Below are 22,639 nucleotides of genomic sequence, written 5' to 3'. Positions count from 1 at the left end.
CTTAACGGACTTGAACCGTCGACCTCCTGCATGCCATGCAGGCGCTCTCCCAACTGAGCTAAAGACCCGCCATGAAAGCTGATATAAAATGGATCCAAACGGACTTGAACCGTCGACCTCCTACATGCGAAGCAGGCGCTCTCCCAACTGAGCTATGGACCCAAAACACAAGATTCATTGTACTGAACTTCCGGTCTGCTGTAAAGAGGCATGCTTGTGAATATCAGAGAAGAAAAGCTGCCGTGACGGACTTGCACAATGAATCGAAACGCTTATTTTGAATAATCTCGACGCGAGATTAAGGCGGTGAAGATGTTTTCAAAGAAACCGCCAATGATAAAGATAAGCCAAGAATAAGCCCAACCGCCCAGAACGAAGCTAGCAAGGAGATAGATGACAAAGATAGCCGGCCAATAGACTTGGTGGAAAAGTGCTATATCTTGGCGTGCTCGTGAATTCTGATGATGTTTGTGCGGTTGGCTCCAATGGGTAGCGTCATCAGCAGTGACATTGTACCAAGCAGTTGAGTTTGCCGCAGTTGTCGCGTAAGCATAACGTTTTAGCTGAGAATAATTGATGGAGACATAAATGATCAGGTAGCTGCCTAGGCCAGCAATTGCTAGAAATAGCGCTCCGCCAGCATTTTCACTGATAAAACCAGGAATGTAGGCAGAAATGATGGGTGGGATGAGAGAGCCGATGCAGATCATAATACCAGCAATCAACCCGGCGGCAAATTGACGGGTGTATTCCCCGATGGTCTTGTTGGCTAGCTGTTTGGCACTGGCTGTGATCGGCCGGTCATTAAGCTGCTTTTTTTGCTGGCTGAAGACGGTGCCGCCCCAGATGAACAGACCAACTGCAAGTGCAGCAAGCAGAAACATGCCAATCACACCGAATCCTTCCCAGCGGCCCCCGCCTGTGTAGGCAGGCAAGGCGATACTGACGGCGCAAAGCAAAACACCAAGGGCAATTTGGGTGGCAAACTGATCGGCCATGTGCCAAAAGCTGCGAAGTTCGGTTTCAGTAATCGCATCTTCATCGGCTTCTTCCTCAGCATCGGTGGGGTCCGACTGTGTTGTTGTCGCCGATGCTTGTGCTGGCATTCCCAGATCAGCCCGTAGCTCGTCAATTGAGCCAAACGCGCTGATGACAGCACCAATAGCGGCTTCTTCGCTTTTACCTTCGCGCAACAAATCACGGTAATAATCACGCATGTTAGCGAGCATATCGGCTTTGGCTTGTCGGGTTTTGTCATTATCAGGTAAGGAAGCAAAAAGACTATCTAGGTAGGTGGTGATGGTATCCATGGGCGATTCCTCCAAGGTTAAAGATTCGTTAGCGGCTGTTTTAAGAATGGATCGACAACGGTTTTGACACGTTCCCATTCGGCTGCTTTAACAGCAAGAAAATTACGGCCGCTTGGGGTAATGCGATAATAAGTGCGGGGCTTGCCATTGGTGACATCCCCTGGGTAATCATTGATGTAGCCATTTTTGCTAAGTCGGTTGAAGACGGCGTAAAGGGTTGTTTCTCGAATGAGGTATTGACCATCTGTGCGCTCACGAATTTCTTTGCCAATTTTATAGCCGTAGGAATCGCCTTGCTGTAAAATCGCAAGAATGAGCGCATCATTATACCCACGCATGGCGTCACTGCTAATCACAGCATGACCTCCCTCTATCGTTATGGACTGATGCAAAGCACGTTTCAGAGTGCTTTACATCAGTACTGCATCTGTTGAAGTAATACTAGCACGATTACTCTATCAGGTAAAGTAAAAAACACCCTCATCTAAGATGAAGGTGTTGTCGAATAGCGGCTTATTAGTGGATGAAAACTGTGATGAAAGTCACCAGCCCGAACAGAATACCGGGCATATTTGAGATGATAATCGGCCAGTCTTTGTATGTTTTAGTCCAACCATAGAAGGTCCACAAAGTGGCATTGATCATCGCAACCAGTGGTTGAATCGGATTAACCGGATTCCCGGAGAAGTTGGCGATGATTTCGGGAATATAAGAAACATACATTAAAATACAGGTGAATGTCGCGACTTTACTCAATAACTTGAGTCGTTTCACTCGAACGGGGTCAACCCCTTCAGGATACTTTCCGGTGTCAACGCGCATTCATAACGCCTCCTTTTTGGATAAAAATAACCATAACACTAAATTAGTCTAAACCCAAGGCATGTGTCTGGGTGTGATAGAATCAAGAAGGCGACAGACCGCGGATAAGCGGCTCTAAAAATTTTCTGAAAACAAGCAGATTAAGGAGGATTACGATGGCAGAACAATCGGAGAACACCGTGACGCGAACACAAAAGCAAGAAGGTGCGGATGCGATTATGGATAAGGGTTACGTCACTGAGCGGGATATTCCGGAAATGATGAGCAAAACATGGAGCGAACAACTTCTTGATGCTGTTAATGATGAGTTGCGCTTGCGCACGGTGACCAATCGTACCGTGTTACAGCAATTTCACTATTACATGGGTAACGGCACGATCATTTATGATCCGGGTCAGCTGAACTCTGGAGGTGCCAAGATCGCCTTACAGCACGCCTTAGGTTTCCGCAAATAAAGCTAAACTGCTTGTAATGGTTATCGGCAGTTTAGCTTTTTTGATGGTCGTGAGTGGTGTTAAGCAAACGGGCCAGTCAAAACAACCTTGCCCACTTCATGGCCACCTTCAACTAGAGCGGTCGCAGTCTTAAGGGTGTCAACCGAGATGGTGTCAAAATGCTTGGTCACTGATGCCTTGATTTGATGGTCCTGATAGAGTGAGACTAGACGGCTCAGAATAGCACCTTGAGAAGCCACGTGATAATCAAAGTCGGTTTTGGCAAACATGTACTCATAATCAAAACTGGCAGCTTTATCTTTAACAACGGCCAAATCCAAACCAGTTTGTGGGCCAACAATACAGCCTATGTGGCCAAAGGCACGAATCAGCTGACTGGCTGCTGCCAAGTAAGGTTCTGGTTGATAAAGCAACGCGACACCGTCGACTGTTTGCAAGCCGGCACGTTGGACTTGGGCAATCAAATCCTGATGGTAATCCAGTGGTGTTGCAACGCCGTGATCAAGCAGCCAAGGATGATTTTTTGGACTGCTAGTTGCTAGGACGGTTAAACCGCTCCAACGAGCTAATTGACAAAGCATGGAGCCAACGCCGCCAGCACCGTTGATGACTAACAAGTGTTGTCCTTTATTAGCGTTGAATTCGGGGATAAAGCCCATTTTTTCGAAGAGTAATTCCCATGCGGTTAAACCGACAAGTGGCAGCGCAGCAAGATCGGCATCTGGGGCATCAGCTGGCGCGGCAGCGAGTAAGCGGGCATCAACTGCCTGATATTGCTGATTACTGCCGGGACGGTGTGTTGTACCAGCATAGATGACGCGATCACCAGGCTTGAAGCTGGTGACATTGGCACCGATCTGTGTAATCGTCCCGACTGCATCATAGCCTTGAATTTGCGGTGTTTGATGCTTTCCAGCAACTTGTCGGCGTTTCGTATCAACAGGATTGACGGAGACTCCGGCAACAGCCACGATCACTTCGCCTGACTGGGGCTGCGGCATTGGCAGCGTGAACTGTTGAAGACCCTTGGGTGCCGTGATTGGCAACCCTTCTGTAAAGCCAATTGCAAGATTTTGTGTCATCGAAATCGCCCTTTCTGTAAATAAAGACCTACTGTGATTGTAACCTTTTTCCACGAATAGTTGGAAGTTCCGGTTTTTTTGGTAAAATGTGCAAGATATTGCAAGGAACAGTATGGTGTTGGCACAGTTGGCGGTTGATGAATCTGCAGGTTATGAACCATTGATTGTCATACTACCGGTCACCATGATGAAGACAGCATGTGACGCGGCAGCGTTTCTAAGTCGAAGATCACATTAAAGGAGGCTGCAAAGTGAAAAAACTTGGTACTAAGCGCGAATTGATCGGTGTTGTCATTGTCTTGCTGTTGGCAGCAGTAGGATTTGCGCTCTTTGCCTGGTATACGATGCGGCCAACAGATACCATTGGCACGATTGCCACGCTTTCTTTTGGACTTGTTTTGTCAGCATTGATTGGCATTGTCCTGATTTTAGACACGGCAGCGACCACGCGCTGGCGCCGATTCTGGGTCGATCTACTTTTTGCGGCATTGATGTTGACCCTGATTGATTATTTCTTCTTAGATACCACGGCACCATGGCAGATGTTGGTGGCAGGAGCAGGGGTCGCTCTGGCGATTGTCGCATTGCTGGCCATTAGAAAAATCGATGAGTAAGTTGCTAAAAGAGTCCGATGAATCGGGTATAAGCCTAGTGAAAGTAAATGAAAACTCCCTGAAAATTTTCAGGGAGTTTTTTGTCGATATTTGCTGATGGTAACAACTTGTGGCAAACGCTATTTGTTATTGCGCCGCTAGTTCATGCGTTGGACAGTCACAGGCACTGTTTTTGGCAAAACTTTCGTGAGTTCCGTCATAAAGTTTTGAAGACTTGCTTGGAAAGTCAGGCGAACCATGCGCCGTTTGCTAAGAGCAAAAACGGCAACAACCCATTCCTGACCATTAGGCAAACTAACCGGCGTCAACGTGATGCTGGACATGTTCGCGTAAGGAATAACACGCGCCAGAATACCATTCGCGATTAAGCGCGTTGGCGCCAATCCACCGGTACCGGCCATGATCGACAAAACCAAAAAGATTGAGATGAAGACAATGTAAGGCAAATTGTCGACCCGAGTGGTCATAAACCAAAAGCCTAGGAAAACTGCCCACATCAGCTGGGTGACAGCGTAACGAGAAGCAACTTGAATTTTACTTTGCCAATAAAGATAGTAACCGGCAAGCGCCATCAGGATGACGTCAAGGCCGATCAGAAAAACATTAAAATTATTCATGAGGAACTCCTTTTTGCTTCATGTCATCTGTGGCATGCTCGGTTTCATAGAGCCCGGAAACCTGTTGATACCAACTAAAGAAGCGGGTGACCACGATCTTCAACACGGCGAATCCTGGAATGCCAAGAATAACGCCGACTAAGCCGAATAGATTACCTGCAGTTAACAACACGACGACAATGGTGATGGGATGTAATTCAAGTTTACTCCCCATCACAAGCGGTGAGATGACTTGTGTTTCGATGAGCCATTCAATGAAAAAGACGATGATGACAGCTAAAATCATTCGCGGGGAGGTTAGGGCACCCATGATGAGCGGCGGAATCATCGCCAAGGCTGAGCCAAAGTATGGGATCAAATTCAGGGGGCATGCCAATAAGCCGAAGATAAGGCCATAACGTAAACCGATCACTGAATAGCCGACCATGAACATCACGGCAACGCATAAGGCAACGGTGATTTGACCTTGGACATAAGAACCGACCTTTTCATTCATCTCATGCAACATTTGCTTGACTGACCGGCGAAGTTTAGTTGGCACGATATGAAGTACCATCGGCGTAAATTTGTCGCCGTCTTTTAACATGAAGAAAAGAATGATTGGCGCTGTTGAAATGGTGATGACGACATTACCAACAATGCCAATTAAGTTCTGCAGTTGAGAAATTGTGCCGGTTACGAAGGCACCTTGTTTACCAGTGAAGAAACTTTGCACTTCTGCTGCAATCTCATTGAGATCATGCTGTGAGAGAATATTCTGCTGGTCATTCAGATTATCCAACCATTTGCCAATTTCATCAAAGATTTGCGGCGCTGAATGGACAATACTGGTAATTTGATTGCTTACTGCTGGAATGAAGCGCAACAATCCCCAGGCCAACAAACCGATCAGCACAATGAATAGCAGGCCAATTGCCCAGCCACGATGAAGTCCGAACTTTTCTAATCGATTAATAATCGGGACAGTAAGGTAGAAGAGAATGCCGGCAAAGATAAACGGTGGCGCGATAATCCCGAGAAAATCCAGTACTGGCTGGAAAACCCACGCAATTTTAGTGAAAACGAAAATCACGAGCAATGCCAGTAACAAGTCAACTAGCAGGATCATAAACTTGCTATTAAGAAAGCGGCGATAGAGCCACGAGTCGGTATGTTTCAAGGGGGTACCCTCCTCTACAATTGTAATACCTGTTGGATGTATAAGCTTCATGACAATAACAAACGATGAGAGCGACTAGCCAGATTTGCGGGGGCCCTGTTCACGCTCATTAAAACGCGTTCACAGGCACAGAAACCTGCACATAAGGACCTCCAACCTAAATGACCCAAGCCCGGCCATTTAGGTTGGAGGCCACTTATGCTTCGGTTTCTAAATGTGCCTGTTCACGCTCTGTACCATTAATGATACTCGACTCATGGTCATATTTCGAGGATAGCCGTGTTAAAAGCGGATTGATTTGATGTTAAAAAAGATTACATAAAATTTACAAACAACATGGAATAATCGTTACAAATCTTTAAAAACCCTAAATAAAGGCATCAAATGTAAATTTTATGTATACAAAGGCTTTACAAAACTCAAAAATTGGGTATGATTAGAGTCACAACCAAAACGGTGAGTATATGTCGGTTTATCCGATACGGAGAGGAGTGACCCCACATGACAATCCTACGGGGCGCAAAATGGACATTAATTACTCTGACCCTCGTGGCAACCTTGCTGTTATTCAGCAACTTTGCGACAGCCGGCATTTTGTTAATCGCGCTTGATATTTTCTTGAGTTTCTTCTACGCGGTCATCAAAAGCAGATGTGATCGGCGTCAGATGCATAAGATGCCATTATTGCATAATTAATTTAAGGATGAGGTCCACAGATGCTTTTTATCTGTGGACTTTTTTGCTATTTAGGCATAAAATCATTGCAAACGTTCGTTCGCTTTGGTATGCTTTGTGTAATCAATTAGAACTGAGGCGGTGAGCGGATGCCAACACAAGCAAGTCAGAAACGTTGGAAACAAATTTTACAATCAATCTATGATGCAATCGAGGATCATGGGTACCCGCCCACGGTTCGCGAAATCGGCAAATCAGTCGGTCTAAGTTCGTCAAGCACGGTGGCAGCGTACTTGGAGAAATTGTTAGCGGCGGGACTTATTGCTAAGGATCCAGCGAAGCCGCGGACGCTTGAAGTGACCTCAGCCGGACGTGACTTCATTGGCGTTCAGGATCACGGTATTCCGATCGTCGGCACAGTTGCTGCAGGGGTCCCGATTACGGCCATCGAAAATATCGATGATTATTTTCCGGTACCAGACGATCTTCCGTATGCCGCTGACGAATTATTCATGTTGCGAGTTCAAGGTAATTCAATGATCAAAATCGGCATTTTAGATGGTGACCAGATTATTGTCAAGAAGCAGAATGACGCAGAGAATGGGCAAATTGTTGTTGCAATGACTGAGGAAGATGAAGCCACTGTCAAGCGATTTTATAAAGAAAAGAACGGCATTCGGTTACATCCTGAAAATGACAGTATGGATGATATGTTTTTCCCGGATGTAACGATTCTTGGCATCGTTGTGAGTTTATATCGGCCGGCATTAGTTTAACCATTTGAAGTCGTGAATGACTAGGCATGGCAACTTAAATCCAATTAAAAATGTACCATCAACAAAAGAGACATCAGCTGTGATCCCACAAAATATAGGATCACGGCTGATGTCTTTTTGCTCAGACACTTTATTGGTTTTGTTGGGCGAGGCGATCGAGATCGTCTTGTGGCACCCTTTTATAAACGGGACCATCGGGCAACTGCTTTAAGTTACCGGTTTTTGTTAATTGAAATTGTATCGTATTAGCAGAGGCTTGCGGCTGCGCTTTACCAGTGAAGGTGAAGATTCGGCCTTTGAGGGTCAAATCAGCAGCAAAAATACCACTATCAGTACTTTCAAAGACACCATCTCGATTGGCTAATGTTTCAAGATAGTAGCCGCTGGTGGATGAGGTGACTCGAATTGCTTTGGTAGCATCTTTTGTTTGGACGAACGCATGGCCAACCAATGTACCTAAGGTTGCTTTCGGAACAGTTTTTTTGACCGTGCGCGCTTGTGATGTTGCGCTCGATGATGATGTTGTCTTTTTGGGGGTTGAGGTAGTTTGTGAGCAACCTGATAAGATCAAGATTGCTGCTAGTAGCAGATAGCGCTTTTTCATTCGACAGCAACTCCTAGTGAATGAACTGGATGCAAGTCATCACGATTGGGATCACGATCATCGAAAGCAGCGTTGTTTCGGTGACCATGATAGCAGCGTAATCGGAATCCGCATCGTACAGTTTGGCAACAACAGGCGCATTGGTCATGACCGGCATGCAAGATTGCAAAATAAAGATTTGTTTCATCAAAGTTGGGACAGGGGCGAAGGCGACAAGCGCCGTCATAAGTAACGGTGCAAAGAGGAAGCGGCCACTGAAAATACCCAAAGCTTCTTTGCTGATTCTTAATTTACCCCAGCCTGCTTGATGCAAAGCAATGCCAATGAAGAACATGGAGCCGGGAACAGTTAAGGCACCGATATAAGTCAGATCGGCCATCAAGAAAGTCGGCAATTTGATTTTTAAAAGCACAAGCACAATCCCTAACATAAAACCGAGTAACGGCGGTGAGAACACTTTCCCAAGTGCCTTTTTCAAATCAAATTTAGCTGGGCGCGGGCCGTCACCTTGAATAAGGTAAACGCCGATGGTCCAAAAAATGGTGGTGTTGGCCATGTAGTAGACCAACACATATGGCAGACTACTTGGCCCAAATAAGGCTAAGTTGACAGGCAAGCCGATAAAAACTGTGTTGGAGTTAAAAAACATTGACTTAAAGGTACCCTTACGTGCATGTGGCACCTTCAATAAGTAGCAAACCAGAAATGATAAGGCAAATAGGATCATCATGGAAAGGACTGGGAAAAACAAATCTGGCAAGAGTCGCAGCAACATTGGCGCCGTGAATTTTGAAGCAATCGTGACAATCATGTAGGCTGGTAAAGCAACTTGGGTGACAACTTTGGCAATGATTTTACTTGAATGGTCATTAAACCACCCGCGTGCTGTCAGAAAATAGCCGAGTGCGATTAGAATCAAAATTTCAAGAACACCAAAAACACTGGAAATAAATGCGGTCAAATACTGACACTCCTTTATAAAATTATTTTGGCCGCCGCAGTGTAAAGGTGCGTCCAAGCTCGGCGTATGTCGGCCCGGCGAGGCGGGCAATCGGCGCCAAAGCGGTGGGATCAATGTGAAGCGTTGTCGGATCAAGAACCGTATCGGCAAAATGGAATCGTTGCACTTCTAAAATGAAAAGATCAGTCAAAATGGCACCATCAGCGTTACGAATCGGCACGTATTGATAAAGCTTGGTTTCAAATCGAACACGCGCTGCCTGCAACCCCGGCACCTGAATGTCCGTACTTGCAACTAAAGGCAGGTCAATCAACGACAACTCGCTTTGATCAGGTGCTAAGCGGGCAGCTGTTTGATTCATGGCCTTCGTGAGATCTGCACTCACGATGTGAACAACGGCCTCGTGGCGCGCCAATAGATTTGCAGCGGTATCTTTTGCCTGACCCCGATCACGTAAAACTGCTACTGACAACAGTGGCAGTTGGTTTGAAATCCCGGTCGTAAATGAAAAAGGCGCTAGGTTAATGAGGCCAGTCGTGTTTTGCGTGGTAATCCAAGCGATTGGCCGCGGGATGATACTGCCAGCCAGCAATTTATATTGATCACGCGCGGATAAGTCGGCGGCAGCAAGGTTGAACATCGTGGTCCTCCAGAAAGTTGGTAACGCGGCAGGTGCGTTAAATTGAGTGGGTCGCATTTGGGTGTGGTCATCAACTTGATTTTGCCCACTATGGTTGCAAGTTTAGCGCAGGCGGTTGGCGGCGTCAAAGTGGAACCATCATTTGGCATCATTGGTGTCAGTCATGGCATGTTTTTTAAAGTCATCACAAGGATGTCATTGATCATATAAAAACTGACACCTGAAAAATCGGGTGTCAGTAAGATTTTTTAAGGAAATTAATTAACTGGGACTACTGCTTGAAACTGCCGAGCTGCTGTCTGGTGACGGGGATGGTTGTTCACTAGGCGGCTGCGAATTGCCGTTATCTTGGTGACCATTTTGACCGTTATTGTTATTGCCATTGTTATTGCTACCGCTATTATCAACCGTGCTCTGTTGACTTTCCACACTCGGCTGAACAGAAGGCGCTGGCGCCGCTGATGATGGTGGCTCGCTTGGTTGGCTAACGATGACCGGTGCGCTGCTGACAGTGCTTGACTGTGCGCTGGCTGTTTCTTGCGTGGTTTTGAATTTAGCCAGACTGGTTAGCTTTTTCTTCGATTTGCTTAGTGGCAAATTGGTCTCAACATAGCGATAACTGTGCGGTGTTTTGTTTTTCAGCGTAATCGTGTTGTTCAACTCGGATGTGAGCGTCTTGGTGTAGCTTCGAACAGTGCCGGTCGCGCCATCAACTGAATACTGGCGAACGGCAGTCGGCTTATTGTTCTTGTACGTCGTCGCACTGGCATATTCATAAACATTAGCGTGTTCGGATGTCAATGTTAGCTTGCCATTTTTTCGCTTAAAACTGCCGGTGTCGTTGACGACAAATGGATGCCCATGAGGATCGAGAATGAGCAGGCGAGTGTAGGTTTGGTCATCTGTCAGCTTAACATAGACGGTTAAGTCATGTTGATCGCGGTCTAGATCGATGACCGTGCCCGAAGCCTTATAAGTACCGCTGTTAAATGGGTGCGTGACGGCGACCGAAGATGAAACACTGCTGCTGGAAGATGTCACCGGGCCTTGAACTTTAGCACCGCGAAGAACGAGCCACATAAAAACAGCTACAAAAATAACCGCGGCACCAATACCGGTGAGCGTGAGATAAAGCGTTCGACGATTCTTGCGAATACGTTCACGTCGCATATTGTGCCTCCTGAAATAAGATGAAAAAGGTTTATTTTAATATAAGGAATGTCCAGTAGAAAGGCAATCTTTTACCAAATGCTTAACCTAACCGTTACACAATGACATCCCCATTAGCAAGAATCAAGGTTTGAATTGGAACATCAAACGGCTCCACAGGCCAAGCCACTTGCGGAAACGCCATCACGGGTGGTACCAGTGTGATCGTGGTGCCGCGATAAGTTGTCAGGAAGCGATCATAATAGCCGCCACCAAAACCGATGCGGTACTTGTCAGCCAGCGAAAAGCCAATGCCAGGCACCAAAATGAGATCAGGGGCGGCATGAATCTGATCGGCTTGATAAGGCGGCTCCGGGATACCAAAAGCACTGGTGATCAGCTTGTCTTTGCCAGGATCAGGTAGGAAAACCATTTGCCGCTTGGGCATGACCCGTGGTAAGTAGACAGCTTTATTGGCGTCGTGGGCCGCCTGAATAATTGGCTCGGTTGGGACTTCAAACGGTCCGCTTACGGTAACACCGATGCTGTGAGCACGTTGCCACATAGGTGTTTGAACTAGTGCGGCCAAAAGCGCTGCACTGGCAGCCTGAGTCGCTTTCTGGGCGGCTTTCAGACGTTTTAACTGAAGCGGGCGAAATTCGGCTTTGCTTGGCATAGTGACCTCACTTTGTTTTGAGTAGTTCGCTTAGAACAACGGCTTGGTTATGCGTTTCGTCCTTGGCACCATAGAGCATAATGACTGGCTCTTGTTCATGTTGCTTCAATGTTTTGATGAAGTCTGGCAGGTCAGGATTAGCTGCTAACTCAGCTAAGTACCGCTTCTTGAATTCAGGGTACTTTTCAGGGTCGTGACCAAACCACTTCCGCAACTCAGTGGACGGCGCAATGGTTTTGGCCCATAAATCCAAAGCAGCGTTAACTTTGCTGATGCCCCGTGGCCAAACTCGGTCAACAAGGACACGGAATCCGGATGCTTGCGGTTTTTGGTAGATGCGTTCAAGTGTTACTTTCAAAATCATCACCTCACTGACTATTCTACCAGCCTTGGCAACTAGTGGCCGAAGGGGAGGATAGATACGTTATAATAAAAGAGAACGTGAACTGGCGCGTGTAGCAATCCGCGTGTGAGCATTTTGGACGGGATTGGCATCGCGGACAAGGGTGCATACAGAACGGCCTCTGCGCCAGTAAACGCGCTTTAATACGGCCAAGAGGTGTTGAAATGATTACGCGTTATCAGATCCAGCCACGAGGAAATATGCAGGTAACCACAGACGATCAGGCCAACTGGATTCGAGTTTCGGCGCCGTTGCCTCAAGAACTACAGACGCTGGCGACGACATACGGGCTGCCAGCTACCTATCTGGCGGCAGCAACCGATCAACATGAAAATGCACGAGTGGAAGGCTTAAATCCGGCAGATCAGGTACCAGGGTTGATTGTTTTGCGTTACCCAGTTGAAACGACTAGTGAAACGGGGTTTGATCAATACAATACGGTACCTATGACCATGATTCTACTGAATGATCGTGTGATCACGATTACCCACGATCCCTTACAAGCTTTCGATGATTTGGCTCAACAAAAACTTTCTCCTAAGCCTGAAGAGTTTGCACTGGAAGTCCTGTGGTTGGTGCTGCATCAATTCGTGATTGCAATGGACAAGCTGAATGATGAAACCAAGCAAATTGAGCGCAGCTTAGGTAAGGCGGCCAAAAACACGCAACTTTATCAGTTGATGGCCATGCAAAAAGGGCTGGTGTTCTTTGATGCGGCCTTGGATCATTCTGGTACGCTGCTTAAAGCCTTACGCGACGGTGAGCGCTTTTTTAATACGAATGGGTACTTACGGCGGTTGCATGATGTTGAAGTTGAAGTGGTCGAGGCTCAAACGATGGTTCGGATCACCGAGAAGTTGCTGACGCAGTATTCAACTGCCGTGAGTGCCATTGTTTCGAATAATTTAAATTTGATTATGAAGGTATTAACTAGCATCACAATTATTTTGACGATTCCAACCATTGTGGGTGGTATATATGGCATGAATGTTCGCTTACCGTTTGCCAACGCTTACTGGGCTTTTTGGTGGTTAATCGGCGGCACAGCCATCTTGTGCGGCTTGGCGGCATGGTGGTTGTGGCGTCAGGATTACTTTTAGCATTAGGTACTTTGAAAATGGATGTACAAATCCCCGTGACGTATCGCTATCGTCACGGGGATTTTGTGTGCGTCCGTCAGCCTGAGTAGAAACCGGCGCAAGTACGAGGAACGTGATGGCCGGCCTTAATCCTTGCGACCTAGATCCTTATGCGGAGCTTTCTGGGTTGGTGAGGCACGATGTTGCAGACGAATTAGTCTGTTTTCACGACTGACATGACAGCGTTAGTTTGCCGCAAGGATTTGATTAAAGTGCTGCATTGCCGGTGTCAAAACACGGTCTTTGCGGCGGACAATGGAAATGGTGAAAACCGGCTGTTTTGGATCAGTGAGTTTGACAGCCGCAAGATGGTCATCAGGATTGATGGCGAGATTTGTCAAAAAACCGATACCGACATTTTGCGCCACCATTTGCTTAAGAAGTTGCACATCACCGGTTTGATAGACCACGTTGGGGATGAATGCCGACTGTTGTTGAAACCATGTGAAGGCGCGAGTGTGGACGAAGGCTTCACTGAGCGTCACGAATTTTTGCATCGCCAGTTCCGCGAATCGAACCTTGTCTTTTTGGGCCAACGGATCTGATTCAGGGGTAATAATGACAAATGGCGCCGTGCCGATTTGGCTGATCGTCAAATCTGGCTCCTGTAATGGTCCACTGGCGCCAAGTAAGGCAAAATCAAGATCGCCTTGTTTGATTTGGTTTAGTAAGGCGGCGGATCCTGCTTCAACTGTTTGCAATTGTGGCATTAAGCCGGCGACAATAAGCTGCGGTGCAATTTTTGGAAAGAAGTAGTTACCAATAATTGGTGGCAAGCCAAATCGAATTTTGTTGGTCTGATCCCACGCAATTTCCTGCTGCGCCAAGGTCAACTGCTGAAGGATCACTTGGGCGTGTGCTGCTAACTGTTTGCCAGCTGACGTGACACCAATGTCGTGATGACGCCGATCACGAATAATGAGTTGCGCTTGAAAACTGTCTTCGAGGCGCTTGATGGCGGTCGTAATCGTTGGTTGACTGACGGCAAACTGCTCTGCTGTTTGTGAAAAGTTGCGGGTCTGCGTTAGCGCCAGAAAATATTCAAAATCGCGTGTGTTCAAAGTGTTACCTCCATGAAACGGTTGATGGGGAATAGAAGACCAATTCTTTGATTAAAGCATATAAAAATATTTTATCACTCCTGCTGGGTTTGACTATAAGATTTGTCGGCGTGTAATGTGACCTGCTGTAAAGACGAAAGCCCGAGCAATGGCTGGTTGCTAACCGCGCTGGCTGGTGCTCAACTATAACGCGCTCGCAGTCGCAGAAGCTTGCGCATAAGGACCTTGAGTCAAAATGGCCAAGATCGAGCCATTTGGGTTCAAGCCCACTCATGTTCCGGTTTCTAAGCGCTTCTGCTCGCGCTCACTTAGAAGGAGTGTTGATTTTGAAATATACACCAGAGCAAATTATTAACGATCCGTTTTTAAATAAGGGGACCGCTTTTACTCAAGCAGAACGGAATCAGTATGGCTTGAATGGTTTGTTGCCACCAGCTGTCCAGACCTTGGACCAACAAGTCAAGCAAGCTTATGCTCAGTTAACGACCAAGCCGACTGATCTGGCTAAGCGTCAGTTCTTGATGACGCTTTTTAATGAGAACCATGTGCTGTTCTATAAGCTTTTTTCCGAGCATATCAATGAATTCATGCCGATCGTGTATGATCCAACGATTGCCGATACGATCGAAAATTACAGTGCGCTGTTTGTCAATCCGCAAAACGCCACTTATCTGTCGATTGACGATCCTGATCATATCGAAAGCGCGCTGAAGCACAGTGCCAATGGCCGTGATATTCGCTTGTTAGTCGTTAGTGATGCTGAAGGCATCTTGGGAATCGGCGACTGGGGCACCCAAGGCGTAGATATTTCTGTCGGCAAGCTTATGGTTTATACCGCTGCTGCTGGCATTGATCCGAGTCAAGTTCTCCCGGTTGTGCTGGATGTTGGCACCAATAATGAAGCACTATTGAATGATGATCTTTACTTGGGTAATCGGCATAAGCGGGTATATGGCCCGAAGTATCGTAGCTTTGTTGATCAATTTGTCACCACGGCAGAGAAGTTATTCCCTAATTTGTATCTGCATTTTGAAGACTTTGGTCGCAGTAATGCTGCCGATATTTTAAATGAATACAAAGACCAGATCACCACGTTTAACGACGATATTCAAGGAACAGGGATCATTGTGTTGGCTGGTTTGCTTGGTGCGATGAATATTTCTAAACAGAAGCTGACCGATCAAGTTTATCTGAGCTTTGGTGCCGGAACAGCCGGTGCCGGCATTACGTCGCGGGTATATGAAGCCTTTATCGAAGAAGGCTTAAGTCCTGAAGAAGCCAAAAAGCATTTTTACTTGGTTGATAAACAAGGCTTACTTTTTGATGACATGTCTGACTTGACACCAGAACAGAAGCCATTTGCTCGCAAACGCAGCGAATTTGCAAATGCCGATGCGTTGACGAATCTTGAAGCCGTTGTCAAGGCTGTCCATCCAACTGTCCTAGTTGGGACATCAACCGTGCCTGGAACCTTTACCGAAAGCATTGTTAAGGAAATGGCTGCGCATACGGAACGTCCGATTATTTTCCCGTTGTCCAATCCGACCAAGCTTGCGGAAGCCAAGGCTGACGATTTGATCAAGTGGACAGATGGCCGTGGTCTGATCGCAACTGGTGTACCAGCGGCTAATGTTGACTATCAAGGTGTCAGCTATGCGATTGGTCAAGCAAATAATGCTTTGGTTTATCCGGGCCTTGGCTTAGGCACCATTGCTTCAACAGCCAAATTGTTGACAGATTCCATGATCTCAGCAGCAGCGCACAGCTTAGGCGGTATTGTTGACCCTGATCAACCTGGTGCAGCGGTATTGCCGCCAGTTTCCAAGCTGGATCAGTTCAGTCAGACTGTGGCAATTGCGGTTGCTGAAGATGCAGTGAAGCATGGTCTGAACCAAAAGCCGATCAAAGATGCTAAACAAGCGGTTGCAAATATGACATGGCAACCAGAATACCGGCCACTGCCGGATTCACTCGAAATGGACTTGGGGGAATAAACGTTGACTGCATTAAGTACATCCATTCAAAGTGTTCTGACGATTGTTTTGCTGATCGTCGTAGGTTATGTGTTGCGGCGGCAAGGACGCTTTGATGATCAATTTGGTAAAACAATTTCTGATTTGTTAATGAAAATCGCCTTGCCAGCATCGATTTTCATCTCGGTCTTGCAACGCCTAACGTTGGATAAGTTGGTGAGTCTGTCATCAGGCCTTGTTTATGGCTTTGGTGCCGTCATTTTAGGCTACCTAATCGCTTTCTTACTGGTTTGGTTATTAAAAGTGCGCCCAGGTCGGCGCGGGACGTTCATCAACATGTTTGTGAACGCGAACACCATTTTCATCGGTCTGCCACTTAATCTCGCCTTGTTTGGCGATAAGGCGGTTCCTTATTTTCTCATGTATTATGTGGTGAACACCGTGTCGACGTGGACTGTCGGGGCCTTCATCATGGCGTGGGACGATCCAACCCAGAAGAAATCAGAAAAAAGCAGTACTGGTTTCAACTGGAAAAAGTTGTTGCCAGCACCGTTAGTCGGATTCTTAGTCGCTTTGGTTTTCCTGTTGTTGAAGATTCCGTTTATTCACGTCGGTTGGTTAAGCTTTGCAGTGAATGCCCTTGATTATGTGGGCAGTTTGGTCACACCGTTGTCATTGATTTACATCGGGATTATTTTGGCCGATGCCGGTCTGAAAGCGATCCGCTTTGACCGCGATACCATCGTGGCTTTGATTGGCCGTTTTGTCATTGCGCCTGCATTAATCGCTGGCTTGATTCTGCTGGGGATGCATGCTGGGTTCAACGTACCAGGTCTTGAAGCGCAAACCTTGATCATTCAAGCTGCTGCGCCTGGATTGGCTGTATTGCCAATTCTTGCTACTGAGGCGCATGCCGATGTTGAGTATGCGACAAACGTGGTCACAACATCTACCGTCTTGTTTGTGGTTGTCGTGCCAATTTTGATGATGCTCGTTCAGGGCTTAGCTTAAACGTACGAAAAAAGAAGCCGATCATGGCTTCTTTTTTTGTGCGATTAATGTTGATGAGCTTCTAGATAGGCTAAAGCGCTTGTGTAATCAGGCTCATGTGTCTGTTCGGTGATTAGTTCACGATATTTGACAGTGCCGGTGCCGTCCACGATCCAAACGCTGCGAGCATCGGTGTGATTATCGGCCACAAACAAGCCCATAGCCTTGCCAAAGTCGCCATTTTGATCAGACAACAACTGCATTTTTTTCACGCCTTCAGCGGCACACCACGACTGTTGTTCTTGTGGGGTATTGGTTGAAATTGTATAGAAGTCAGTATGATCAAACGCATCCATATCTTCATTGAAGTGTTTGGTTGAGATACTGCAAACGCGTGTGTTGATGTCTGGGACAACGCTGATTAACGTTAATCGCTTGCTTAAATCCTGCGTAGTAACGGGTTTTGCCTGTGCATTAGTAACGGTGAACGTCGGCAACTGCTCGCCGAGTTCGATTGGTGTACCATTCGTTGTTAATGCTTCGCCATGACGGGTTATTTCCAAAAGGCTCACTCCTTATATCGTTAATGTGGAATCGTTCAAGTTCAGTATCAGTGTACCACGATTCTGAATGCCATCAGTGTAGCATGCATTTGGATGAAACGAAATTCGAACAATTAAATTTGCTAAAATTCATTAGCATATATATTGACGCGAATATAATTATTTATGTACATTAACAATAAGCAAAATCATGCCAGATTTTTACAATTGACGTAATCGAAAATGTTAGCGAGCAAATAACCGGCACTGCAGGTGCGAGAAGGAGGTGGTCGAATGGAACAAGCATTGGTTGTTTACGCTTCGGAGACAGGGTTCACGCAACGGTTTGCCCTTGGCATTGCCCAAGCACTGCATTGTGAATTAATTGATGTGCAATTTGTCACCACTGCAGACCTGCAAAAACGCAAACTTATCATCTATGGCGGCCATCTCGTAGGTGAAAAAGTCTTGGGTCTAAAGGCCTTCTACCGCGAATTTCACCAGTCTTTACCTGATCAGTTGATAGTCTTTGGTAGCGGGATTATCCGACGGGAACAAGTGGCAATTAAGCAAATCAAGCTACAGTATCAGAACCGCTGCGTCATGCCTATCGATTTTTATTACTTACAAGGCCAACCCAAGCTAAGTCAAATGAACCTTTTTCGGCGTATCCAGACGAGCCTTGCTTTAAAACAATTAGGCGCCAGTCATTGCCCGGCAATTCATGAAACCATTCAACCTCTTTTGAGGGCAGTGGTGCGCTTGTTGGATCAGGCAAATTTATGATCGATAAAATCGTAAAAAAAGCCGTCACTTGGGCGGCTTTTTTTGCTGGGGTACTATGATGCGAAAGTATTTGTAAGTAGACGAAGCGACATCAGCCTTGGATGAGCATTTAAGCGATCAATTACATGCTCATCTTTTGAAAAGTCCTGGGACGCTCATTGAGGTCGCACATCATATTAGCGAAACATGGCAAAAACAATATGATCAGGTGATTCGACTTGACGAGCTTGCTAGTCAGCAATAAACGCGAAACCGTTTATAACGAAGAAAAAGACTGGGAATTAGCGATCAACCGTTCATTGCGCCGGAATGGCACAATTTAGCGGTGATGGCTTTTCCCAGCCTTTCATGATGAGGGGCTACTTAGAAATTGTGGTGCTAAATGCGTGAGGCAGTTTTTTGTTATTAGCCATTGATTTCATGACTCAGTGAAATAATCTCATCCACTGTTCTACCGAGGAAGGCAATGGTTTGCTTCAAGGCGGCATCTGTGGTGACATCAACACCGGCTACCCGAGCAGCAGCGACTGGATTGAGTGAGTCGCCTAAGCTTAAGTAACGCAACCAGCGGTCAACGGCAGGTTGGCCTTGTTGTTCGATGGCTTGGAATGCCTGAGTAGCAACCGTGAGACCAGCGGAGTACGAGTAGGAATACAATCCCATATAGTAATGGCTTTGTCGCATCCATGTGAGCTCGGCGCCTTCTTCTAGTTCAACAGCCGGTCCCCAGAAATCAGTGAGCACCTGACGTTTGATGGCATTCAACGCAGCTGCATCGAAACTGTCGCCGGCGTCAATGCGTTGGTAAACTTTGCGCTGGAACGCAGCTTCAAGTAAGTGGGTGACAAAGTTATGGAAGTAGGTGTCGTTGAGTAGGCGGGACAAGGCGAAGCGTTTCATCTGCGGATCTTTAGCCGTTTGATCAAGATAGTGGGTTAATAGGAGCTCATTGAAGGTCGAAGGGCTCTCCACTAAATAGTCATTGAAATCAGCATCGAGAATATTGTGTGCTTTTTCAGAGCGAACCATTTGTGCCGTGTGCCCAAGTTCATGAATTAAGGTGTAAACCGCAGGCAGGGAATTACTCCACGTCATTTCAACATAAGGGTGAACGCCATAGGGACCCGCGGTGTAAGCACCGGAGTCCTTGCCTTGATTGGCAGGGAAATCAATCCAGTGATCGGTGAACGCCTGCATCATTTGCGCTTGGTAATCATGGCCCATGATGGCGGTCGCCTTTTCGATGTCTAGCTTGGCCTGATCAAGCGTAATCGTTGGAGAGTAGGCAGGATCGATATCGATCTGAAGGTCGGTATAACCGATATGATCAAGTCCCCACAATTCCTTCACGTGGGTGATATATTTGCGCATGATCGGTGCCAGATCGTGCATAATCACGTCGATTTGGCGGTCGAACATGGCCCGACTGACTTCCTGATCGGCCAGCAAATAATCGATGACGGAATCATAGCCGCGCATGGTGGCAGTGATTTTTTCACGAGTGACTTGTGCTAGATAACCAGCCGCCATCGTGTTTTGATACCGACGCAATGTCTGGTTGAACTTTGCATAGGCTGCACGCCGCACTTCGGTATCAGGATGCTTTTGATAATTTTCTTCATACATCACGAATGACAGCGGATAGGTTTTACCGTGAGCCGTGAAGGTGCCAAAATCCATATCGCCGAAAATCGTTTGGTCGCGAATATTGCTAGGCGCTTGGAAAACAGGTGATAACTCGGCTAAGACCTTCTCAGCAGCAGGAGCCAAAGCGCCTTTTTTAGCAATTTTGATTTGGCGGAAAAAGCCAGCATAGTCAGGTGCCTTGGCAACAACGGCATCAAGGACCTCTTCAGGTAACTGGGTTAGTTCTGCTTGAAAGAAGCTCAATTGACCACCAATTTCACCATCTAAAGCCGTGGCTTTGATTTGGCGATCACGGAGTTTAGGATCAGTGGTATCTGTCGAATACGGCATAAATGCCCAGTGTCCAATTTTACTATCAAGTTCGATAATCGAGCCATAGTCGCCCAGTGCATCAACAATGATGGCCGGTTCGGTCAACTTTCCTTGATATAGATGGACAAAATCCTTGGTCAAAGCGCGTACTTGCTTAATGGCTTCGGTGTAAGCAAACTCATCAGCAAAAATCGGCGTTAAATCCCAAGTCAGTTTTGGATCAACCTCTTGACGTTTTGGCAGTGCGGTTTCACTCATCGAAAAAACCTCCTTCGCTTAATGGGTAAAGTATAGCATTGGTCTGCATGATTTTGTTCTGTGGAATCGCATGGGGTAGATGGAAACGCATATCCACAAAAAGCGACTCGTGGTAAAATCATTAAAAAGGATGTGTTATATATATGGGAATCGACAATAATCAGCTCGTGGCGCGCTATTTTGATCGCAAAGCTGATCATGCAGCATTCTTCAAGGCGTTAGAAGCCTATTTGGATGATCAGATTAATGAACTGTATACAACGTTGAATGATACTTTCGCAGATACGGTGACGCTGTCATTAGATGTGGCCATCGCTAAGGCGCACCAAGCCGGCGCCAAGATTGACGATCCAGCGGCTGAAGAAATTGCGGCAACTAACTATTTATTCAAAGAACTCTCTTCTCGCGGCTTGTGGCTGCAATCACCTGATCAAACCGAACCGAACACCATCATCGCTAAATTGAATTTCGGTAATCGGCGGACTTACTATTAAGCCTGATTGATCATCAAACGAGAAGTTGAGACATCATTCATAGTAACCAAAAAGAGGCATGATTTTCTGATTAGTGGAAATCATGCCTCTTTTATTGAGCCTTATGGATAACTGATAGCAGCTAAAGATGCCAGTGTTAAAGCAGAGATTGCAAAGTCTGGCACTGGGAAAAACCTTTTTACATCACCATGGCAATTTACCCGCGGTTTCTGTAAATGTCATATTCAAATCAGGGCTATCGTCAGCGGCGAGTTTGACGATTTGAGCAGCACCTTCTGCAACCGTTTGTTCGCCGCTACGATTACCACCAAAATCTGTGCGAGTCCACCCAGGATTGACTGAGTTGACACTAATGTGATCTGGCTGTAACTCTTTGGCAAAATCAATGGTGGCGAAGTTCACCGCTGCTTTTGAGGCTTGATATCCAAGTGAATTCACCTGAAAGAAGCGACTGTCAGGATCGCTAGCCAAACCGAGTGAACCCATGTTGCTGCTAACGTTGATAATTTTAGCTGGAGCACCCTTTTTTAACAACGGGATCATCGCCTGTGTGACACTGACTAAGCCGAAAAAGTTGACGTCAAAGTCTTGACGCATTGTCATCACAGGCAATTGTGAAGGTGGTTGATGGGCATCTAAGGCAATACCAGCATTATTGATCAGAACATTGAGATAGCCATGTGAGGCTTCAATTTGTTTCGCGGCCGTCGCAATGGTGCCGGCTTGGGTCACATCTAAGATGACCAATTCTGCCGATACGCCAGCTGTGTGCAACTTGTTAATAGCCTGTTCACCGCGTGCCTGATTGCGCGCACCGACAAGTAAATGCTGACCGCGTTTACCAAGCGCCATTGCGGTTTCAAAGCCTATCCCTTTATCGGCACCGGTGATCAAAGTTAACGTCTGTCGTTTAACCATGATCCTCACTTCTTTCAATTATTGACCCTATTTTTCTGGCTGATGAGGGGCGTATTGACGATCAGGGAACCAGATTGGAATTTCACGTCGGGCACTTGTCTCACTATCGGAACTGTGAATGACGTTGCGAATAGTTCTGTCGGCCCATTCACGGCCAAAATCTCCACGAATCGTGCCGGGCGCTGCTTCGGCGGGATTCGTGGCGCCTGTCATTTTACGCACCGCTTCGATCACATTGAAGCCGCTCACGATCATTGCCACCATCGGACCGCCCGTCATGAAGCGTTCGATTCTTGGAAAGAAAGGCTCGCCAACAAGTGCTGCGTAATGTTGATGTAACTGATCTGCCGTTGCATGTGTGACTTTCAGCGCATCAATTGTGAAGCCGCGGTGTTCAATCCGCGTGATCACATCCCCAATATGTCCGTTTGCAACACCATCCGGTTTGACCAAGACTAAAGTTTGTTCTTCTGCCATGTGTGTGTGCCTCGTTTCCTTAACTATTTTCAGAAAATTCCTGCAATCTCAGTATACACGAGTCACCGTCGAACAAAAAAGGTCGATGGGTATTTTCAT

Annotated in this window: 26 protein-coding genes, 1 tRNA gene and 1 pseudogene; 10 read left to right on the top strand and 18 right to left on the bottom strand. The window is 46.6% G+C overall.

The window, feature by feature from the left end:
• Positions 1-89 precede the first annotated feature (89 nt).
• From ACWPAB_RS09395 to ACWPAB_RS09380, 4 genes are all read right to left on the bottom strand, one after another.
• A tRNA-Ala gene (locus tag ACWPAB_RS09395) sits at positions 90-162 on the bottom strand.
• Positions 163-272: 110 nt separating this feature from the next.
• The gene (locus ACWPAB_RS09390; protein WP_003587420.1) at positions 273-1,310 is read right to left on the bottom strand and encodes a permease prefix domain 1-containing protein; all 1,038 of its coding nucleotides are present in this window, start codon (positions 1,308-1,310) and stop codon (positions 273-275) included.
• Between the two features lie 17 nt (positions 1,311-1,327).
• The gene (locus ACWPAB_RS09385; RefSeq protein WP_003569232.1) at positions 1,328-1,666 is read right to left on the bottom strand and encodes a PadR family transcriptional regulator; all 339 of its coding nucleotides are present in this window, start codon (positions 1,664-1,666) and stop codon (positions 1,328-1,330) included.
• A gap of 160 nt (positions 1,667-1,826) precedes the next feature.
• Entirely contained in the window at positions 1,827-2,132 is a 306-nt protein-coding gene (locus ACWPAB_RS09380; protein WP_003563849.1) for a SemiSWEET family transporter, read from the bottom strand.
• 155 nt (positions 2,133-2,287) lie between these two features.
• Between ACWPAB_RS09380 and ACWPAB_RS09375 the strand changes: the two genes are divergently transcribed.
• Positions 2,288-2,587 (top strand): hypothetical protein, encoded by a 300-nt coding sequence (locus ACWPAB_RS09375; RefSeq protein ID WP_003569235.1) that lies wholly within the window; start codon positions 2,288-2,290, stop codon positions 2,585-2,587.
• A 59-nt stretch (positions 2,588-2,646) separates the two neighbouring features.
• Here ACWPAB_RS09375 and ACWPAB_RS09370 read toward each other — a convergent pair whose 3' ends face one another.
• Entirely contained in the window at positions 2,647-3,669 is a 1,023-nt protein-coding gene (locus ACWPAB_RS09370; protein ID WP_003569237.1) for an alcohol dehydrogenase catalytic domain-containing protein, read from the bottom strand.
• A gap of 251 nt (positions 3,670-3,920) precedes the next feature.
• On the opposite strand from ACWPAB_RS09370, the gene ACWPAB_RS09365 reads away from it, so the two are divergent.
• Complete coding sequence (locus tag ACWPAB_RS09365; RefSeq protein WP_003569239.1) at positions 3,921-4,283, top strand: hypothetical protein; 363 nt, start codon at positions 3,921-3,923, stop codon at positions 4,281-4,283.
• A 137-nt stretch (positions 4,284-4,420) separates the two neighbouring features.
• On the opposite strand, the gene ACWPAB_RS09360 is transcribed toward ACWPAB_RS09365, so the two are convergent.
• Entirely contained in the window at positions 4,421-4,900 is a 480-nt protein-coding gene (locus ACWPAB_RS09360; protein ID WP_003563860.1) for a hypothetical protein, read from the bottom strand.
• Positions 4,893-6,059: an AI-2E family transporter gene (locus tag ACWPAB_RS09355; protein WP_016381759.1), complete on the bottom strand. Its 1,167-nt coding sequence runs from the start codon at positions 6,057-6,059 to the stop codon at positions 4,893-4,895. The genes ACWPAB_RS09360 and ACWPAB_RS09355 overlap by 8 nt, the downstream gene beginning before the upstream one ends.
• Before the next feature lie 501 nt (positions 6,060-6,560).
• Here ACWPAB_RS09355 and ACWPAB_RS09350 point away from each other — a divergent pair.
• Both ACWPAB_RS09350 and lexA read left to right on the top strand, forming a co-directional pair.
• Positions 6,561-6,755 (top strand): hypothetical protein, encoded by a 195-nt coding sequence (locus tag ACWPAB_RS09350; RefSeq protein WP_003563872.1) that lies wholly within the window; start codon positions 6,561-6,563, stop codon positions 6,753-6,755.
• A 128-nt stretch (positions 6,756-6,883) separates the two neighbouring features.
• Positions 6,884-7,510: a transcriptional repressor LexA gene (gene lexA / locus ACWPAB_RS09345; protein ID WP_003563873.1), complete on the top strand. Its 627-nt coding sequence runs from the start codon at positions 6,884-6,886 to the stop codon at positions 7,508-7,510.
• A 130-nt stretch (positions 7,511-7,640) separates the two neighbouring features.
• Here lexA and ACWPAB_RS09340 read toward each other — a convergent pair whose 3' ends face one another.
• From ACWPAB_RS09340 to ACWPAB_RS09315, 6 genes are all read right to left on the bottom strand, one after another.
• Positions 7,641-8,114 carry a hypothetical protein gene (locus ACWPAB_RS09340; protein WP_003569245.1) on the bottom strand — a complete coding sequence of 158 codons (474 nt, stop codon included), beginning with the start codon at positions 8,112-8,114 and terminating at the stop codon, positions 7,641-7,643.
• Positions 8,115-8,127: 13 nt separating this feature from the next.
• Entirely contained in the window at positions 8,128-9,075 is a 948-nt protein-coding gene (locus tag ACWPAB_RS09335) for an AEC family transporter (protein WP_003587414.1), read from the bottom strand.
• A gap of 22 nt (positions 9,076-9,097) precedes the next feature.
• A complete protein-coding gene (locus ACWPAB_RS09330; RefSeq protein ID WP_003569247.1) occupies positions 9,098-9,715 on the bottom strand; it encodes a flavin reductase family protein in 618 nt (205 codons plus the stop codon).
• 261 nt (positions 9,716-9,976) lie between these two features.
• On the bottom strand, positions 9,977-10,885 hold the full coding sequence (locus tag ACWPAB_RS09325; protein ID WP_003569252.1) for a hypothetical protein: 909 nt from the start codon (positions 10,883-10,885) through the stop codon (positions 9,977-9,979).
• 94 nt (positions 10,886-10,979) lie between these two features.
• The gene (locus tag ACWPAB_RS09320) at positions 10,980-11,540 is read right to left on the bottom strand and encodes a 5-formyltetrahydrofolate cyclo-ligase (protein WP_003569255.1); all 561 of its coding nucleotides are present in this window, start codon (positions 11,538-11,540) and stop codon (positions 10,980-10,982) included.
• Between the two features lie 7 nt (positions 11,541-11,547).
• On the bottom strand, positions 11,548-11,904 hold the full coding sequence (locus ACWPAB_RS09315; RefSeq protein ID WP_003563881.1) for a DUF488 domain-containing protein: 357 nt from the start codon (positions 11,902-11,904) through the stop codon (positions 11,548-11,550).
• Positions 11,905-12,107: 203 nt separating this feature from the next.
• On the opposite strand from ACWPAB_RS09315, the gene ACWPAB_RS09310 reads away from it, so the two are divergent.
• Entirely contained in the window at positions 12,108-13,043 is a 936-nt protein-coding gene (locus ACWPAB_RS09310; protein ID WP_003569257.1) for a magnesium transporter CorA family protein, read from the top strand.
• Positions 13,044-13,267: 224 nt separating this feature from the next.
• Here ACWPAB_RS09310 and ACWPAB_RS09305 read toward each other — a convergent pair whose 3' ends face one another.
• Positions 13,268-14,143: a LysR substrate-binding domain-containing protein gene (locus tag ACWPAB_RS09305; RefSeq protein ID WP_003569262.1), complete on the bottom strand. Its 876-nt coding sequence runs from the start codon at positions 14,141-14,143 to the stop codon at positions 13,268-13,270.
• A 326-nt stretch (positions 14,144-14,469) separates the two neighbouring features.
• Between ACWPAB_RS09305 and ACWPAB_RS09300 the strand changes: the two genes are divergently transcribed.
• Both ACWPAB_RS09300 and ACWPAB_RS09295 read left to right on the top strand, forming a co-directional pair.
• Positions 14,470-16,137, top strand: coding sequence for a malolactic enzyme (locus ACWPAB_RS09300; RefSeq protein WP_003569265.1), 1,668 nt, complete (start codon positions 14,470-14,472; stop codon positions 16,135-16,137).
• A 3-nt stretch (positions 16,138-16,140) separates the two neighbouring features.
• Positions 16,141-17,127: an AEC family transporter gene (locus ACWPAB_RS09295; RefSeq protein WP_003563892.1), complete on the top strand. Its 987-nt coding sequence runs from the start codon at positions 16,141-16,143 to the stop codon at positions 17,125-17,127.
• A 44-nt stretch (positions 17,128-17,171) separates the two neighbouring features.
• Here ACWPAB_RS09295 and tpx read toward each other — a convergent pair whose 3' ends face one another.
• Positions 17,172-17,669 carry a thiol peroxidase gene (gene tpx, locus ACWPAB_RS09290; protein ID WP_003563894.1) on the bottom strand — a complete coding sequence of 166 codons (498 nt, stop codon included), beginning with the start codon at positions 17,667-17,669 and terminating at the stop codon, positions 17,172-17,174.
• A 273-nt stretch (positions 17,670-17,942) separates the two neighbouring features.
• On the opposite strand from tpx, the gene ACWPAB_RS09285 reads away from it, so the two are divergent.
• Complete coding sequence (locus tag ACWPAB_RS09285; protein ID WP_003569268.1) at positions 17,943-18,434, top strand: flavodoxin domain-containing protein; 492 nt, start codon at positions 17,943-17,945, stop codon at positions 18,432-18,434.
• Between the two features lie 79 nt (positions 18,435-18,513).
• Positions 18,514-18,678, top strand: a pseudogene (locus ACWPAB_RS09280) (ATP-binding cassette domain-containing protein); the annotation flags it as partial.
• 161 nt (positions 18,679-18,839) lie between these two features.
• Here the strand turns inward: ACWPAB_RS09280 and pepF are convergent.
• Complete coding sequence (pepF, locus tag ACWPAB_RS09275) at positions 18,840-20,651, bottom strand: oligoendopeptidase F (RefSeq protein ID WP_003569270.1); 1,812 nt, start codon at positions 20,649-20,651, stop codon at positions 18,840-18,842.
• A gap of 143 nt (positions 20,652-20,794) precedes the next feature.
• Between pepF and ACWPAB_RS09270 the strand changes: the two genes are divergently transcribed.
• Positions 20,795-21,145 (top strand): hypothetical protein, encoded by a 351-nt coding sequence (locus ACWPAB_RS09270; RefSeq protein ID WP_003563904.1) that lies wholly within the window; start codon positions 20,795-20,797, stop codon positions 21,143-21,145.
• Positions 21,146-21,328: 183 nt separating this feature from the next.
• On the opposite strand, the gene ACWPAB_RS09265 is transcribed toward ACWPAB_RS09270, so the two are convergent.
• Together ACWPAB_RS09265 and ndk are read right to left on the bottom strand one after the other, a co-directional pair.
• Complete coding sequence (locus ACWPAB_RS09265) at positions 21,329-22,063, bottom strand: SDR family NAD(P)-dependent oxidoreductase (RefSeq protein WP_003563906.1); 735 nt, start codon at positions 22,061-22,063, stop codon at positions 21,329-21,331.
• Between the two features lie 27 nt (positions 22,064-22,090).
• The gene (ndk, locus tag ACWPAB_RS09260; protein ID WP_003569272.1) at positions 22,091-22,540 is read right to left on the bottom strand and encodes a nucleoside-diphosphate kinase; all 450 of its coding nucleotides are present in this window, start codon (positions 22,538-22,540) and stop codon (positions 22,091-22,093) included.
• Between the last annotated feature and the right edge of the window lie 99 nt (positions 22,541-22,639).

Source organism: Lacticaseibacillus sp. 30 (assembly GCF_053819265.1).
The sequence above is the reverse complement of the archived record's forward strand: the minus strand, read 5'-3'. Positions and strand labels throughout refer to the sequence as shown.

Excerpts from the sequence above, each read along its gene's own strand:
- ACWPAB_RS09265 (WP_003563906.1), bottom strand. The coding sequence starts at position 22,063 with ATGGTTAAACGACAGACGTTAACTTTGATCACCGGTGCCGATAAAGGG.
- ACWPAB_RS09325 (WP_003569252.1), bottom strand. The coding sequence starts at position 10,885 with ATGCGACGTGAACGTATTCGCAAGAATCGTCGAACGCTTTATCTCACG.
- ACWPAB_RS09330 (WP_003569247.1), bottom strand. The coding sequence starts at position 9,715 with ATGTTCAACCTTGCTGCCGCCGACTTATCCGCGCGTGATCAATATAAA.
- lexA (WP_003563873.1), top strand. The coding sequence starts at position 6,884 with ATGCCAACACAAGCAAGTCAGAAACGTTGGAAACAAATTTTACAATCA.
- ACWPAB_RS09350 (WP_003563872.1), top strand. The coding sequence starts at position 6,561 with ATGACAATCCTACGGGGCGCAAAATGGACATTAATTACTCTGACCCTC.
- ACWPAB_RS09360 (WP_003563860.1), bottom strand. The coding sequence starts at position 4,900 with ATGAATAATTTTAATGTTTTTCTGATCGGCCTTGACGTCATCCTGATG.
- ACWPAB_RS09370 (WP_003569237.1), bottom strand. The coding sequence starts at position 3,669 with ATGACACAAAATCTTGCAATTGGCTTTACAGAAGGGTTGCCAATCACG.
- ACWPAB_RS09315 (WP_003563881.1), bottom strand. The coding sequence starts at position 11,904 with ATGATTTTGAAAGTAACACTTGAACGCATCTACCAAAAACCGCAAGCA.
- ndk (WP_003569272.1), bottom strand. The coding sequence starts at position 22,540 with ATGGCAGAAGAACAAACTTTAGTCTTGGTCAAACCGGATGGTGTTGCA.
- ACWPAB_RS09310 (WP_003569257.1), top strand. The coding sequence starts at position 12,108 with ATGATTACGCGTTATCAGATCCAGCCACGAGGAAATATGCAGGTAACC.
- ACWPAB_RS09340 (WP_003569245.1), bottom strand. The coding sequence starts at position 8,114 with ATGAAAAAGCGCTATCTGCTACTAGCAGCAATCTTGATCTTATCAGGT.
- pepF (WP_003569270.1), bottom strand. The coding sequence starts at position 20,651 with ATGAGTGAAACCGCACTGCCAAAACGTCAAGAGGTTGATCCAAAACTG.
- ACWPAB_RS09375 (WP_003569235.1), top strand. The coding sequence starts at position 2,288 with ATGGCAGAACAATCGGAGAACACCGTGACGCGAACACAAAAGCAAGAA.
- ACWPAB_RS09380 (WP_003563849.1), bottom strand. The coding sequence starts at position 2,132 with ATGCGCGTTGACACCGGAAAGTATCCTGAAGGGGTTGACCCCGTTCGA.
- ACWPAB_RS09270 (WP_003563904.1), top strand. The coding sequence starts at position 20,795 with ATGGGAATCGACAATAATCAGCTCGTGGCGCGCTATTTTGATCGCAAA.
- ACWPAB_RS09390 (WP_003587420.1), bottom strand. The coding sequence starts at position 1,310 with ATGGATACCATCACCACCTACCTAGATAGTCTTTTTGCTTCCTTACCT.
- ACWPAB_RS09320 (WP_003569255.1), bottom strand. The coding sequence starts at position 11,540 with ATGCCAAGCAAAGCCGAATTTCGCCCGCTTCAGTTAAAACGTCTGAAA.
- ACWPAB_RS09285 (WP_003569268.1), top strand. The coding sequence starts at position 17,943 with ATGGAACAAGCATTGGTTGTTTACGCTTCGGAGACAGGGTTCACGCAA.